Origin of the sequence: Pseudomonas sp. MYb118, assembly GCF_040947875.1 — a bacterium.
Classification (GTDB): Bacteria; Pseudomonadota; Gammaproteobacteria; order Pseudomonadales; family Pseudomonadaceae; genus Aquipseudomonas.
Genome location: NZ_JBFRXN010000001.1, coordinates 201,686 through 215,333 on the forward strand (window position 1 = coordinate 201,686; position 13,648 = coordinate 215,333).

General features: G+C 61.1%; 15 protein-coding genes. 10 read left to right on the forward strand and 5 right to left on the reverse strand.

Features of this window, described 5'->3' with window-relative positions:
• The first annotated feature begins 205 nt into the window (after positions 1-205).
• Positions 206-1,003, forward strand: a complete 798-nt coding sequence (locus ABVN20_RS00965; protein ID WP_368553348.1) for an acyl-CoA thioesterase — start codon at positions 206-208, stop codon at positions 1,001-1,003.
• Here the strand turns inward: ABVN20_RS00965 and ABVN20_RS00970 are convergent, their stop codons facing one another.
• Both ABVN20_RS00970 and ABVN20_RS00975 read right to left on the reverse strand, forming a co-directional pair.
• Complete coding sequence (locus tag ABVN20_RS00970) at positions 1,004-1,369, reverse strand: terminase (protein ID WP_368553350.1); 366 nt, start codon at positions 1,367-1,369, stop codon at positions 1,004-1,006.
• 226 nt (positions 1,370-1,595) lie between these two features.
• Entirely contained in the window at positions 1,596-3,077 is a 1,482-nt protein-coding gene (locus ABVN20_RS00975; RefSeq protein ID WP_368553351.1) for a methyl-accepting chemotaxis protein, read from the reverse strand.
• Positions 3,078-3,253: 176 nt separating this feature from the next.
• Here ABVN20_RS00975 and ABVN20_RS00980 point away from each other — a divergent pair, with 176 nt between their 5' ends.
• Together ABVN20_RS00980 and ABVN20_RS00985 are read left to right on the forward strand one after the other, a co-directional pair.
• Positions 3,254-3,784, forward strand: coding sequence for a hypothetical protein (locus tag ABVN20_RS00980; RefSeq protein WP_368553352.1), 531 nt, complete (start codon positions 3,254-3,256; stop codon positions 3,782-3,784).
• Positions 3,785-3,853: 69 nt separating this feature from the next.
• On the forward strand, positions 3,854-4,045 hold the full coding sequence (locus tag ABVN20_RS00985; RefSeq protein ID WP_028622263.1) for a PLDc N-terminal domain-containing protein: 192 nt from the start codon (positions 3,854-3,856) through the stop codon (positions 4,043-4,045).
• Positions 4,046-4,147: 102 nt separating this feature from the next.
• Here ABVN20_RS00985 and ABVN20_RS00990 read toward each other — a convergent pair whose 3' ends face one another.
• Positions 4,148-5,020, reverse strand: a complete 873-nt coding sequence (locus ABVN20_RS00990) for an IS110 family transposase (protein WP_368553354.1) — start codon at positions 5,018-5,020, stop codon at positions 4,148-4,150.
• A 422-nt stretch (positions 5,021-5,442) separates the two neighbouring features.
• Here ABVN20_RS00990 and speE point away from each other — a divergent pair, with 422 nt between their 5' ends.
• The 6 genes from speE to ABVN20_RS01020 all read left to right on the forward strand — a co-directional run bounded on the left by speE (position 5,443) and on the right by ABVN20_RS01020 (position 10,878).
• Positions 5,443-6,318 (forward strand): polyamine aminopropyltransferase, encoded by an 876-nt coding sequence (gene speE / locus ABVN20_RS00995; protein ID WP_368553356.1) that lies wholly within the window; start codon positions 5,443-5,445, stop codon positions 6,316-6,318.
• A gap of 208 nt (positions 6,319-6,526) precedes the next feature.
• Positions 6,527-6,760: a hypothetical protein gene (locus ABVN20_RS01000; RefSeq protein WP_368553358.1), complete on the forward strand. Its 234-nt coding sequence runs from the start codon at positions 6,527-6,529 to the stop codon at positions 6,758-6,760.
• A gap of 202 nt (positions 6,761-6,962) precedes the next feature.
• On the forward strand, positions 6,963-7,307 hold the full coding sequence (locus tag ABVN20_RS01005) for a ribonuclease E inhibitor RraB (protein ID WP_368553359.1): 345 nt from the start codon (positions 6,963-6,965) through the stop codon (positions 7,305-7,307).
• Positions 7,308-7,705: 398 nt separating this feature from the next.
• Positions 7,706-9,115 (forward strand): circularly permuted type 2 ATP-grasp protein, encoded by a 1,410-nt coding sequence (locus tag ABVN20_RS01010; protein ID WP_368553361.1) that lies wholly within the window; start codon positions 7,706-7,708, stop codon positions 9,113-9,115.
• A gap of 12 nt (positions 9,116-9,127) precedes the next feature.
• On the forward strand, positions 9,128-10,078 hold the full coding sequence (locus tag ABVN20_RS01015) for an alpha-E domain-containing protein (protein ID WP_368553362.1): 951 nt from the start codon (positions 9,128-9,130) through the stop codon (positions 10,076-10,078).
• Positions 10,075-10,878: a transglutaminase domain-containing protein gene (locus tag ABVN20_RS01020; protein ID WP_368553364.1), complete on the forward strand. Its 804-nt coding sequence runs from the start codon at positions 10,075-10,077 to the stop codon at positions 10,876-10,878. Before ABVN20_RS01015 ends, ABVN20_RS01020 begins: the two co-directional genes overlap by 4 nt.
• Positions 10,879-11,004: 126 nt before the next feature.
• Here ABVN20_RS01020 and ABVN20_RS01025 read toward each other — a convergent pair whose 3' ends face one another.
• Together ABVN20_RS01025 and ABVN20_RS01030 are read right to left on the reverse strand one after the other, a co-directional pair.
• Entirely contained in the window at positions 11,005-11,826 is an 822-nt protein-coding gene (locus ABVN20_RS01025; protein ID WP_368554542.1) for a cytochrome c, read from the reverse strand.
• Positions 11,827-11,937: 111 nt separating this feature from the next.
• On the reverse strand, positions 11,938-12,150 hold the full coding sequence (locus tag ABVN20_RS01030; protein ID WP_368554572.1) for a hypothetical protein: 213 nt from the start codon (positions 12,148-12,150) through the stop codon (positions 11,938-11,940).
• Between the two features lie 280 nt (positions 12,151-12,430).
• Here ABVN20_RS01030 and ABVN20_RS01035 point away from each other — a divergent pair, with 280 nt between their 5' ends.
• Entirely contained in the window at positions 12,431-13,636 is a 1,206-nt protein-coding gene (locus tag ABVN20_RS01035) for an acetyl-CoA C-acetyltransferase (protein WP_368553365.1), read from the forward strand.
• The last annotated feature ends 12 nt before the right edge of the window (positions 13,637-13,648 follow it).

Genomic DNA, 13,648 nt, shown 5'->3' on the forward strand with positions numbered 1-13,648 from the left:
GATTCGACTTGCTCGCGAATGCGGACTGACATTCAACATCAATGTCGACTGATGCACCGTCATCGCGAGCAAGCTCGCTCCTACAGGGGGATCACCTGCATCGAAATCACGGCCCATCTGTCAGTGATTTTGTCCGGAATAAACCCTGTGCCAGCCCCCGGCGCTCGCTAATATCCCCACATCCTTTTCCCGCCCCGAGGTTTTCATGCGCTTTTCCGATCTGCTCGACGCCGTCCGCCGCCAGCCTCGGGAGTTGTCCATTCCGGCCGAATGGGCGCAGGGCCGCGCCAGTTTTGGCGGGTTGGTCGCGGCGTTGCAGTACGAAGCCATGCGCGCCCAGGTGCCGGCCGATCGCCTGGTGCGTTCGCTGGCGATCACCTTTGTCGGCCCGGCCGAGCCTGAAGTCCCGGTCAATTTTGAAGTCGAGGTGCTGCGCGAGGGCAAGGCGGTCAGTCAGGTGCTGGGGCGTGCCGTGCAGAACGGCCAGGTGGTGACCTTGATCCAGGGCAGCTTCGGCGCCTCGCGGCCGTCCGAAGTGGCGGTGGCGGCCTTGCCCGCTCCCGCCATGAAGCATTGGGACGACTGCCAGGAACTGCCTTACGTGAAAGGCGCGACGCCGGAGTTCATGCGCCATCTGGCGATGCGCTGGAGCGTCGGCGGGCTGCCGTTCTCCGGCAACAAATCCCGCGAGATGGGCGGCTGGGTGCGCTTGCGTGGGGACGTGAAGGAAGAGCCAGTGACCGAGTCGCATATCCTGGCGCTGGTGGATGCCTGGCCGCCGTCGCTGTTGCCACACCTGAACCGACCGGCGATGGGCAGCACGCTGACCTGGACCATCGAGTTCGTCCAGCCCGTGCTGGCACTGAGCACGCTGGACTGGTGCAAATACCTGGTGGAAATCGAGCATGGCGCGGATGGCTACGGCCACGCAGCGGCGAAGCTGTGGAGCGCCGACGGTCAGTTGATTGCCATGAGCCGGCAGACTGTGACGATCTTCGCCTGATCAGTGCCGACGGTGGCGTTCACGCCAGGCGCGCCACCAGCCGCCGCTGAGGAAAAACCGTGGAAAGGTCAAAAACTGTTCGACCAGCAGACGCGACACCGCGTCCTTACGATCACTGAACGGCTCGGAGGCTTGCGCCTCCAGGCTGTGCCCATGACGTTGCAGGCCCAGTGCCGCCAGCAGGCCGACGACGCCAATGGCGAAATTGGCGAAGCTGAGGCTGAACACCCCGGACACCATCAGCAGAAACGCCACGATGAACAGCGGCACGGCAATCAGGTGCAGGACCAGGTTGGTCGGGTGCTGGTGGTTGCCCGGGTAGGCGCGCCATTGCCAGGCGGGAAGGTTGGGGTGACGTTTGCCCATGATGCCAAATCCTCTATCCATGTTGAACATGGTTGAAGAATAGGCGTGGGGGAGGCGGGGGGCGAATCAAGGATGGCTATAGGGGTGATAGGTGGTTGTGTTTCGGATGAGTGTTGACCGGGTTGACGCCATCGCGAGCAAGCTCGCTCCTACAGGGGGGATGTGAAACACAAAATTTGTGAACGCCACCAATCACTGTAGGAGCGAGCTTGCTCGCGATGCGATCTCAAAGTTTCAGTTGCCCAATCGCCTTGCTCAATTCCCCCGCCAACGCCGCCAGCTCATTACTGGTGGTCGCTGAATCCACCGTCTGCTGCACGGTGTTCTCGGTCACGTCGCGAATCCCCACCACCGCGCGGTTCATCTCTTCGGCGACCTGGCTTTGTTGCTCTGCGGCCACCGCAATCTGGGTATTGCTTTCGCGCATCTGCGCCACGGCGCCGGTGATCTCCGCCAGGGCGGCGCCGGCTTCCTGTGCCTGTTGCACGCAGTCGTCGGCCTTGTACGAACTTTCCTGCATGAAATCCACGGCGTCGCGGGTTCCGGCTTGCAACGCCGAGACCATCAGGGTGATCTCGTCGGTGGAAATCTGTACGCGCTTGGCCAGGTTGCGCACTTCATCGGCCACCACGGCAAAGCCACGTCCCATCTCCCCGGCGCGCGCCGCTTCGATGGCTGCGTTCAACGCCAGCAGGTTGGTTTGCTCGGCGATGCTGTGGATCACGTTGACCACGCCGTTGATCTTCTGGCTGTCTTCGGCCAGGCGCTGGATCATCTCGGCGGTCTGCTGCACCCCGGTGGACAGGCCGGCGATCGACTTCTGCACGCGTATCACCACTTCCTGGCCACTGCCGGCCAGGGTATCGGCCGATTGCGAGAGGTCGCGGGTCGCGCCGGCGTGCTGGGCGATGTGATGCACGGTGGCGGTCATTTCATTGATCGCCGTGGCCGCCTGATCGGTTTCACTCTGCTGGCCGAGCATGCCGTGTTGCACCTCGTTCATGCTCGACGCCAGGCGCGCCGCGCCCACATCCAGTTGCCGGGCCGTGTTGGCCACGGTGTTGACCACCCGCTGATAACCGGCCTGCATGGCGTTGAACGCACCGGCCATCTGCCCGACTTCATCGGCGCAGGACAGCGGCACACGGGCCGCCAGGTCGCCGGTTTTTTCCACGTGCAGCATCACGTCTTTCAACGTATTGAGCTGGCTGAGCAGGAAGCGGATCAGCAACTGCGAGGCGCCGAGCATCGCCAGCATCAGGATGAACACCGCCACCGCGTAATTGACGAAGCGTTCGCTGAACACCTGAGCCAGGCTTGGCCCATGGGCGATCACGGCGACGCGCTGTCCGTCGGTGCGAGTCAGTACTTGCGCACCCAGCAACGGGTTTTCGCCAAACAGCGGCATCGACTGGAATTCGACCCATCCGTCGGCGCCCGTCAGCTCCTGGACGGGTTGCCCGTTCAGCACCGGCGCCTGGCCACGACTGAAGGACAGCAGGTTGTCGTCCTTGGGCAGCGCTTGGCCGGTAGGCCAGGCGCCAATCAAGCGCGCTTGCGCCTGGGCGGACGCCTGGGAGGCGTGGCTGCGAGACTGCTGCTCCAGGTGTACGGCGTACAGCACCAGCAGCAAGGTTGTAACGAAGGCGACCGCGTTGACCGCCCAAAATTTATATTTCAGCGAGATATTGCTAATCCAGGCACCCATGGAGGTTTTCTCTGATAGCGGAAACAGCATTGGCAAGGTGCCAGCATTGTGCCGCATACGGTGCCGCGGATGTTGATATGCGTCAACCTTCCCGTCGTCGCAGGGGCGCAGCGACGAATGGCGTAATGCGTTATCCTGCGCGCCTTCAAAACTCCCTCGCTACAGGACTCCGCCCCATGAAAGCCGCACTCGTCGAACTCATCAGCAAAATCAGCTCCGGGTGCATGGGCGAAGACGAAATCCACAAGGTCGCTGAAGAGGCGGCACAGGCTTACGCCGACCCTCAAGCTTTTCTGACGGCCAATCCGGACATCAACTACGACGACAGCTTCCCGATCCCATTGGGCGAGTGGGTGGTGGTCGGCAGCCTGTCGGACACCGTGCTGTTCCAGGCTGACACCTACATGGACCTGTTCGCGCAGATCGTCGCCTCATTCGGCCCGGACGTGGCGTTCAACATGAAGCCCAAGCAACTGGCCAAGACCGAGGCATTGACCGCGCTCAACCGCATCCAGGTGCAGATGGACAGCATGAACAAGGAAAACGGTGGCTACACGCTGATGAACTTCAGCCAGTTGCTTGATGATGAGCTGCAAGTGGTGCTGGTGTTCGGCAACGACGTGCCGCGGGTGCTGGAATTGTGCGCCGAGGTCGGCATCGCCGCCGCGCCGGCCCTGGAAGCCCTGAAAGTGGCCATTCACGTTTAAGCGAATAAAACGGAACCCTGGCAATGGGCGACTATTCTAAGAGGGCACACCACTTTTAGGAGCGACACCATGGGTTCCACGTTCAATGGCCTGATCGGCCTGATCATTCTTGCGCTGGACATCTGGGCAATCATCAACGTGCTCAAAAGTGGCGCGAGCACCGGGATGAAAATCGTCTGGGTGCTGCTGATCCTGCTCCTGCCGGTGCTGGGCCTGATCATCTGGGCCATCGCCGGACCACGGGGCAACGTGCGGATCTGACCCGTTTCTGACAACACCACCTAACCTGTGGGAGCAACTGTCTTACCCATACCGCTCATCACCGCCACTCTGTTCCGTCTCGCAGCATGGCGTTGAGTCTAATCAGCAGTATTCGCATGCAGGCAAGAGCGCGACTTTCGCGCTCTTGCCTCGCTCGCGTAAAGCCTCGTAGCGTGCCTTGAAGTCTGCCTGGTGGCGGATTACGACCCAGCAAGACATGTAGAGTGCACGGCGGACTCGGGCTCGTCCCCCGTAAATCTGGCGCTTCCCGCTGTGATTACCGCTGTCATCGTTGTATGGCGCGATGCCGGCCAACGCCGCGATCTCCCGACGATTCAGCTCACCAAGTTCGGGCAAGTAAACCAGCAAACTGGCGGCAGCCACTGTGCCTATGCCTTTAACAGCAATCAGCCGCTCGGTTTTCTCTGCATCCAGGTCGCGCATGCTTTGGTTGATGGCCTTGCCGAGTTGCCTGATCTGTATCTGCAAATAGCGAATGTGTTCCTCGATCATGCCGACAACCGCTGGCAGCTGGGCTTGTTGCAGCCGACGCTTGTTGTCGTCTCGCTGCTGAACCAAGTGTTCGCGTAGCTGAATCAGCTCGCGTAGAGCCTCTCGCTGGGGCGAGATTACTGGGTCGCAGGGAGCATGCAGAGCTTCGGCGAACGCGGCCAGGACAGCGGCGTCGATCGGATCGGTCTTGGCATTTTTGCCCATTGCCACAGCAAAGGCTCTGGCTCGCCGGGGATTGATCCTCAGCACGTTGAAGTGCGCGTTTTGCAAGGCGACCATGCTCTGGCGCTCATAACCGCCCGTAGCTTCCAGCAGAACCCGGCCAACTTCGTAACGGTTCAAGCGCTGGATCAGCTCAACGAAGCCTTCAGAACTGTTTGGAACATCAAAGCCGTCGTTCTGTGGTTGAACCCAGACAACGAGCTTTGATTTGGAGATATTGATGCCAACCCAGGAAATCATGACAAAACCCTCTTACACTCAGAAGTGAGAGTGCTCTGGCTTTGCCCACGCTTGTGATTCGAGTGGCGCTCGTCTAACTGTTCGGGCTTATGGGCCAGAGTGGAAAGGTGGATGGCAGCTCGGCTCCCACACGTGCTTCAAGCACCGCGGACTCACAGCTTGCCATCCACCCCTCTCACCTCTGATTTTATTCCCTGATCAAGACACAAGCGGGCTTACTCGCGATGGCGGTATGCCCGTCGAATGCTCAGTGACAGATACACCGCCATCGCGAGCAAGCTCGCTCCTACAGTAGGCAGTTGGTTTGCCTACCGTTCGAAGATGAAGGTTCGACCTGTCATCTTGCGCAACGTAGAATGCGCGCCTTTCCATTACGGACGGGTAACCCTCCGTTGTTATCCGCATTCATCGGAGCACTTCCCATGAGCATCACCCCTGCCGGCGACTACCTGGAAACCCTTTACGAGGGCTACGGCCAGCGTTTTCGCATGGAAAAACTGCTGCACGAAGTGCGCACCGAACACCAACACCTGGTGATCTTCGAAAACCCGCGCATGGGCCGGGTGATGGCGCTGGACGGCGTGATCCAGACCACCGAAGCCGACGAATTCATCTACCACGAAATGCTCACCCATGTGCCGATCCTGGCGCACGGCAACGCCAAGCGCGTGCTGATCATCGGCGGCGGCGACGGCGGCATGCTGCGTGAAGTGACCAAGCATCGCAGCGTCGAGCACATCACCATGGTCGAGATCGACGGCACCGTGGTCGACATGTGCAAGGAGTTCCTGCCGAACCACTCCAAGGGCGCGTACGAAGACCCACGCCTGAACCTGGTGATCGACGACGGCATGCGTTTCGTCGCCACCACCACGGAAAAATTCGACGTGATCATCTCCGACTCCACTGACCCGATCGGCCCGGGCGAAGTGCTGTTCTCGGAGAACTTCTACCAGGCTTGCCACCGCTGCCTGAACGAGGGCGGCATCCTGGTGACCCAGAACGGCACGCCGTTCATGCAGATCGAAGAGGTGAAGACCACCGCCGGACGCCTGCGCAGCCTGTTTGCCGACTGGCATTTCTACCAGGCCGCGGTGCCGACCTACATCGGCGGCTCCATGACCTTCGCCTGGGGCGCGACCAACACGGCCTACCGCAAACTGTCCCGCGAAACCCTGCAGCAGCGCTTCGCCGGCAGCGGCATCGTCACCCGCTACTACAACCCGGAAATTCACCTGGGCGCGTTTGCCTTGCCGCAATACGTCCTGCAAGCCGTGAACAAGCCAAGCAACGACTAAAGGCTTAATCACATTTTCTGTAGGAGCGAGCTTGCTCGCGATGACGGTGTTTCAGTCGACAATTTTATGTCTGACACACCGCCATCGCGGGCAAGCCCGCTCCTACAAGTTATTTGTATCCCCACATTGCAATCCATGTGAACGATCCCTCAAGCCCAAAGTCCAGATGGATGTGAACCCATTTGCGGGTTTGTACGAGGAGGCTTTGATGCAAAAGTGGAAGATCACTTTCGTGGATGATCACGGCGAAACAGTCGATGAAGTCTTTGAGTGCGACGAGTGCCCGGATAACGAGCACGCCGCCAAGCTCATCAAGGCCCGGCTCCTGCCCGTCGCCGCCGAACTGGATCTGAACGATCTGGAAGGGCGAACCAGCGACGCGAGCGTAAAAAACCTCAAGACCCAGAACAGCATACAAATCCTCGGCATCACTCCCGTCTGATTCACCTCAAAGCGCACCCGCAACACAACCAGGCCTTGGCAGCGCCGCTTGCAAGGGGCTAATCTGCAAGCGAGATCAGCGAATGGATCGCTAAGGTCTGGTCTTGTCAGCTACATGCTTGTTTCCCATCGCAGTGCCCGCAGTGTCTGTGCGGGCGTCGGGAGTACGGAAAGTCTATCCATCGGTTTCAGGAGGACGTTTCATGAGCACAGAAGCCTATCAAGAAGACATCAGCAGCTCGGTGCTGCGCCGCATGAAAGAAGGCGGTTTCGATTTTTCACGTTTCCATCCCATCGAGTTCTACGCCATTTTCCCGGACGAGGAGCGGGCACGCAGGGCGGCAGGACATTATTCGGGTGAATCCTTGAACGCACAGGTCAGTGCCCGTGATGACGGCGCCTGGTCCCTGGAGCTGAGCAAGGTGATGTACGCGACCTACGACGGTATCGGCGACTTCGAGCAGGATTTCGAGGCGGTGGTCGAACCATTGGGCGGCATTATCGAAGGATGGGGCGTCAAGCAGGAGGTCCGCGGGCGACTCGCCTGACACCATGAACGGCATCACAGCATGACGGCTGACCTTCGGGTCGGCCGTTTTCGTTTGCGCGTACCGGAAAGCCCTCTCGGCAAAATTCAGAAACAAGAATGCGGAATAAAAAAAAGCCGCCTGAGCAGGCGGCTAAAAGGGAAGTTCGGTGAGCATTTCCAGCGAATGGGTGGATTATCCCTGCGAGCTGCCAGGCAGTGAAATCAACTCTGGCTATGCTGCTGATAGACGACAGCATTGCTTTGCAATGAAGCGGGGGTGATCAGGTTGGCGCATTTATCGCACAGGAATGGTGCGGTGCCTGCAGCTCCAATATCCAACCGATTGATATGAAAGCGTTTATGCCGATGGCACGGGCCTTGCGAAGGCCTGTTGGTCCGGGTGACAAGGAGTACGGCATGATCCGCACCTATTACGATGAGATGTACGATGCCGGCGGCCAGGTCCGCCCGCATTACCGGGAATTTGCCCGTTGGCTGGCTGAAACACCTGACGAGCTGCTGGCTCAACGGCGACGTGAGGCCGATCTGCTGTTCCATCGCGCCGGAATTACTTTCACGCTCTACGGGGACGAGCAGGGCACCGAGCGCCTGATTCCCTTCGACACCATCCCGCGCAGCATCCCGGCCAGCGAATGGCGGATCGTCGAGCGCGGCTGCATCCAGCGGGTCAAGGCGCTGAACATGTTCCTCGCCGACCTTTACCATGAGCAGCGCATCATCAAGGCCGGCGTCATTCCGGCCGAGCAGGTGCTGGCCAACGAGCAATATCAGTTGGCGATGCAGGGGCTGGATCTGCACCGGGATATCTACTCGCACATCTCCGGGGTCGACCTGGTGCGCGATGGCGACGGCACCTACTACGTGCTCGAAGACAACCTGCGCACGCCCAGCGGTGTCAGCTACATGCTCGAAGACCGCAAGATGATGATGCGCCTGTTCCCCGAGTTGTTTTCGACCCAGCGCATCGCGCCCATCGACCACTATCCGAACCTGCTGCTCGACACCCTGAAAAGCTCAAGCCCCCTCGACAATCCGAGCGTGGTGGTGCTGACGCCGGGGCGCTTCAACAGTGCTTTTTTCGAGCACGCGTTCCTCGCCCGGGAAATGGGCGTCGAACTGGTGGAGGGCGCGGACCTGTTCGTGCGCGATGACAAAGTGTTCATGCGCACCACGGGCGGGCCCAAACCTGTCGATGTGATCTACCGCCGGCTCGACGACACCTTCCTCGATCCGCTGGCATTCAATCCGGACTCGATGCTGGGGGTGCCAGGCCTCTTGTCGTCCTACCGCTCGGGCAACGTGGTGCTGGCCAATGCCATCGGCACCGGCGTGGCCGACGACAAGTCGGTGTACCCCTTCGTCACCGACATGATCCGCTTCTACCTGGACGAAGAGCCGATCCTGAAGAACGTACCGACCTACCAGTGCCGCAATCCTTCGGAGTTGTCCCACGTGCTCGCCAACCTGGCGGATCTGGTGGTCAAGGAAACCCAGGGCTCCGGCGGTTACGGCATGCTGGTGGGGCCGGCGGCGTCGGCGGCGGAAATCGAGTCGTTCCGCGCGCGCATCAAGGCCAAGCCCCATGCGTATATCGCGCAGCCGACGTTATCGCTGTCGACCTGCCCGACCTTTGTCGAAAGCGGCATCGCCCCGCGCCATATCGACCTGCGCCCATTTGTCCTGTCCGGGCGCGAAACCCGGGTCGTGCCGGGCGGTTTGACCCGTGTCGCCCTGCGCGAAGGCTCCCTGGTGGTGAATTCCTCCCAGGGCGGCGGAACCAAGGACACCTGGGTGGTCGAGGATTGAAGGAAGCCTGCCATGTTAAGTAGAACTGCCTCGGATTTGTATTGGATGTCGCGTTACCTGGAGCGCGCGGAAAACCTCGCGCGGATGCTCGACATCAGTTATTCGCTGTCACTGATGCCGCAGGACGGTCGCGGTGATGGCCTGCATGAACTGGCGATGCCGCTGCTGATCACCGGCACGCTGGACGATTACCTGGAGCGTCACGGCGAGCTGCATGCCGAGCGCCTGCTGCATTTTTTCGCGCTGGACGCCGCCAACCCGGCGAGCATCTACAGCTGCCTCGGCGCCGCGCGGGCCAGTGCCCATGCGGTGCGTGGGCGAATTACCGCCGACATGTGGGAAAACATCAACGCCACCTGGCTGGAAATTCGCGGCATCGCCGATCAGGGCCTGAGTCGCTATGGCATGAGCCGTTTCTGCGAGTGGATCAAGGAGCGCTCGCACCTGTTTCGTGGTGCTTCCTACGGCACGATCATGCGCAATGACGCGTTCCGCTTCATTCGTCTGGGCACCTTCATCGAACGCGCCGACAACACCCTGCGCCTGCTCGATGCCCGCTACGAGATGGCCGGCGATCAGGCCGAGGCGGTCAGCGACGGCACGGCCCACGCCTACTACCAGTGGAGTGCATTGTTGCGGGCGTTGTCATCGTTCGAGGCGTACACCGAAATCTACCGCGATGCCCCCGGCGCCCGGCATGTCGCGGAGCTGCTGTTGCTGCGCGCCGACGTGCCACGCTCGCTGCGCGCCTGCACCGAAGAAATCGACCAGATCCTCGCGCAACTACCCGGCGCCAACGGCCTCCCGGCGCAACGCCTTGCGGCAGAAATGGACGCGCGCCTGCGCTACACCGGCATCGGCGAAATCCTCGACGAAGGCCTGCACGCCTGGCTGACCGAATTCATCCCGCTGGTGCGCCAGTTGGGTAACGCCATTCACAGTTCCTACCTGGAGGCTGCATGAGACTCTCCATTAGCCACGAAACCAGCTATCACTACGAAGATCAGGTGCGCGCCAGCATCCAGTATCTGCGCCTGACGCCCCACGACAGCGAGCGGCAGCACGTGCTCAGTTGGCAACTCGATTTGCCGCGGCCGGTGCGTGCGCAGCTCGATCCGTTCGGCAACATCCTGCACGTGCTGACCCTGGACGAGCCCCATGAGGCGATCATCATCGGGGCCCGTGGCCAGGTCGAAATCGACGAGCTGCGTGAAGCCGAGCACGAGAGCCAGTCGGCGCTGCCGTTCCTGCGTTTCACGCGTCTGACCGAAGCCGACGAAGCCCTGCGCGGGTTTGCCGAAAAGACTTGCAAGAGCCGCCGGGATCGCACCGCGCTGATCGACCTGATGCACGAACTGAATGCCTGCATGACCTACACGCCGGGCTCCACCGAAGTGGATACCAGCGCGGCGCAGGCCTTCGCCGGGCGCTCCGGGGTGTGCCAGGACCACACCCATGCGTTCCTGGCCTGCGCCCGCAGCCTGGGTATCCCTTCGCGGTATGTGTCGGGTTATCTGTACAGCGAGAACAGCGAACACCTGGCCAGTCACGCCTGGGCGGAAGCCTGGCTGGACGACGCCTGGTACAGCTTTGACGTGACCAACCAACTGGCTCGTCCCGAGCGCCACCTCAAGCTGGCGGTGGGCCTGGACTATCTGGATGCCTGCCCGGTGCGCGGCATGCGTCGTGGCGGTGGCTGCGAGCAGATGCATGCGAAAGTGCTGGTTTCACCTACGCCGGTGATTTCAGTGGTGCAGCAATAACCTCACCCCCCCTGTAGGAGCGAGCTTGCTCGCGATGGTAGCCGGGACACCGCGAAGCATCAGGATGCCCGCGTTATCGTTGACGACCATCGCGAGCAAGCTCGCTCCTACAGGGAATAGTGGTGATCAGGGCTTCACCTTACGCCCAGCCATATGCTGCAAATACCCCACCAGCATCTCCAGCTCCGTATCCGGCAACACCGATGCGGCGAACCCCGGCATCTTCGCCTGCGGCCATTGGCGCAGGCTCTGCGGGTCGCGGATGTAGCGCCTGAGGAAATCCGCGCCGAAATACTCGGTCGGGTTGAACGGAATATTCAGGTCCGGTCCGACCTGCGCGTCACCCGCGCCATTGAGGCGATGACACGCCAGGCAGTTCTTCTGAAACAGCGCAAAACCCTGGTTCACCGGGTCGTCCGCCTTCAGCTTCGGATCGGGCAGCAGGGCCGGGAACCGTTCGGCCACCGGTGCCAGGCGCTTGATCGCAGCCACCTGAAACGGCCATTGCTCCGGGCTGATGTGTCCTGCCTGTGGATCGGTCCAGACCAGATAAAACGGCCCGGCGCTCGGCTTGCCGGCGGACAGTGCCGGCCAGGGTTTGGCCGGATCCTCGATGGCCAGCCACGCTCGCGATCCCTGGGTACCGAGCAAGGGCCCGGCGGCCAGTTCGGCGGCAAAACCATCCAGTGCCACCGCTTGCAGGTGATCGCCGGGCTTGATGCCGGTGAGCAGCGCCGCCAGGGGCACGGCGCGATAACTCATGGTCTTTTTATAGGAGACGTCGTCACTGATGGTGATGGTCTGAGCCTGAGGGTGCTTGAGCAAATCCTCGGTCTGCCAGGTGCGCTGGTTCGCGCCCAGCTCCAGGTTCAGCTGTGCGGCATACAGGGGCGAGCCGAACAGCAGGGCCCCGAGCAGGAAAAGCATTTTCAAAGGATCGCCGTCCATGTCGTGGAAGTGCCGCAAAGGTTGGCACACCCATGCTGGCCCGGGTAGCGGGCCAGTCATATTTTTAACGGGGGCGATGAAAAACGGTGACGCTGTACTTCCAATACAGATTCAGCCAATGACCTTGGTCAGGTTCGGCACAATCAACAACAGCGTGGTGGCAAAAAGAATGAGCCCGGCTTGACGTACTTTCGAATGTTTGAACATGGCTTGACCGCCTTTATTGTTATTTCCTGATGCCTGCCTGCATTTCTCCATGACGGCAGAGCGGTGCACTTCCTGTATGACGAGCGCTCGGCAAAACCCGACGACAACTTCGTACATCTTCACCTTAGGGCCCGTTGCGGCCCGCGTCAGCCGCGGCTTAGATCCATTTCATATGGAGACCTTGAGAAAGGTGTTAAAAAAGGCATGAGGCCTATTGCCAGCTTCTTTGCCGGCCTTTTGCTAGACAGCTTGCTGTCGTGAAGCGATTGATTCGGTAGGCCACTACCGTCCGTCTGAGCGTGTCCGTCAACGTCGGTGAGCATTGCGGTCATTGAATCGGCGGTGGCTCGGCATAAGGTGGAGGCTCGATATTTTCATCGTCAGATTCGAGGACGTCATGACCCAAGCTCTGATTTTCGATGCGTTACGTACGCCCCGTGGCAAAGGCAAGGCTGATGGTGCGCTGCACAGCGTCAAACCGGTGAACCTGGTGGCTGGCTTGCTCACCGCGCTGGCCGAACGCACCTCGCTGGACACCCGTCAGGTCGATGACGTCGTGCTCGGTTGCGTGACGCCGGTGGGCGACCAGGGTGCCGACATCGCCAAGACGGCGGTGCAGGTGGCCGATTGGGACATCAGCGTGGCCGGTGTGCAGATCAACCGCTTCTGCGCGTCGGGACTGGAGGCGGTCAACCTCGGGGCGATGAAAGTGCGTTCCGGCTTCGAAGAACTGGTGGTGGTCGGTGGCGTCGAGTCGATGTCGCGGGTGCCGATGGGCAGTGATGGCGGCGCGTGGGCGCTGGACCCGGAAACCAACCTGCACAGCCACTTCACGCCGCAGGGCGTCGGTGCCGACCTGATCGCCACCCTGGAAGGGTTCAGCCGCGAGGACGTCGATGCTTTTGCACTGCACTCCCAGCACAAGGCCGCCCGTGCCCGGGCCGAAGGTGCGTTCAGCAAGTCGCTGGTGCCGGTGCGCGACCAGAACGGCATCCTCCTGCTCGATCACGATGAGTTCATCCGCGCCGATTCCACCCTCGAAGGCCTGGGCAAGCTCAAGCCGAGTTTCGAGATGATGGGGCAGATGGGGTTCGACGCCACCGCGTTGCGGGTCTACAGCCATGTCGAGCGAATCAACCACGTGCACACGCCGGGCAACAGCTCCGGGATCGTCGATGGCGCAGCGCTGATGTTGATCGGCTCCGAAGCCAAGGGACGTGAACTGGGCCTGCAGCCACGGGCGCGAATCGTCGCCACGGCGGTGACCAGTACCGACCCGACCATCATGCTCACCGGCCCCGCACCCGCCACGCGCAAGGCGCTGGCCAAGGCCGGGTTGCGGGTCGAGGACATCGACCTGTTCGAGGTCAACGAAGCCTTCGCCTCGGTGGTGCTCAAGTTCATCAAGGACATGGCCATCGACCCGGACAAGGTCAACGTCAACGGCGGCTCCATCGCCATGGGTCATCCGCTGGGAGCCACCGGTTGCGCGATCCTCGGCACCTTGCTCGATGAACTGGAAGCCCGAAGCCTGCGTTTTGGCCTGGCGACCCTGTGTGTCGGCGGCGGCATGGGCATTGCCACCATCATCGAACGCCTTTGAGCCTTTCAAGGA

Coding starts and splice junctions, on each gene's coding strand:
- ABVN20_RS00965 (WP_368553348.1), top strand. CDS start 206: ATGCGCTTTTCCGATCTGCTCGACGCCGTCCGCCGCCAGCCTCGGGAG.
- ABVN20_RS00970 (WP_368553350.1), bottom strand. CDS start 1,369: ATGGGCAAACGTCACCCCAACCTTCCCGCCTGGCAATGGCGCGCCTAC.
- ABVN20_RS00975 (WP_368553351.1), bottom strand. CDS start 3,077: ATGGGTGCCTGGATTAGCAATATCTCGCTGAAATATAAATTTTGGGCG.
- ABVN20_RS00980 (WP_368553352.1), top strand. CDS start 3,254: ATGAAAGCCGCACTCGTCGAACTCATCAGCAAAATCAGCTCCGGGTGC.
- ABVN20_RS00985 (WP_028622263.1), top strand. CDS start 3,854: ATGGGTTCCACGTTCAATGGCCTGATCGGCCTGATCATTCTTGCGCTG.
- ABVN20_RS00990 (WP_368553354.1), bottom strand. CDS start 5,020: ATGATTTCCTGGGTTGGCATCAATATCTCCAAATCAAAGCTCGTTGTC.
- speE (WP_368553356.1), top strand. CDS start 5,443: ATGAGCATCACCCCTGCCGGCGACTACCTGGAAACCCTTTACGAGGGC.
- ABVN20_RS01000 (WP_368553358.1), top strand. CDS start 6,527: ATGCAAAAGTGGAAGATCACTTTCGTGGATGATCACGGCGAAACAGTC.
- ABVN20_RS01005 (WP_368553359.1), top strand. CDS start 6,963: ATGAGCACAGAAGCCTATCAAGAAGACATCAGCAGCTCGGTGCTGCGC.
- ABVN20_RS01010 (WP_368553361.1), top strand. CDS start 7,706: ATGATCCGCACCTATTACGATGAGATGTACGATGCCGGCGGCCAGGTC.
- ABVN20_RS01015 (WP_368553362.1), top strand. CDS start 9,128: ATGTTAAGTAGAACTGCCTCGGATTTGTATTGGATGTCGCGTTACCTG.
- ABVN20_RS01020 (WP_368553364.1), top strand. CDS start 10,075: ATGAGACTCTCCATTAGCCACGAAACCAGCTATCACTACGAAGATCAG.
- ABVN20_RS01025 (WP_368554542.1), bottom strand. CDS start 11,826: ATGGACGGCGATCCTTTGAAAATGCTTTTCCTGCTCGGGGCCCTGCTG.
- ABVN20_RS01030 (WP_368554572.1), bottom strand. CDS start 12,150: ATGTACGAAGTTGTCGTCGGGTTTTGCCGAGCGCTCGTCATACAGGAA.
- ABVN20_RS01035 (WP_368553365.1), top strand. CDS start 12,431: ATGACCCAAGCTCTGATTTTCGATGCGTTACGTACGCCCCGTGGCAAA.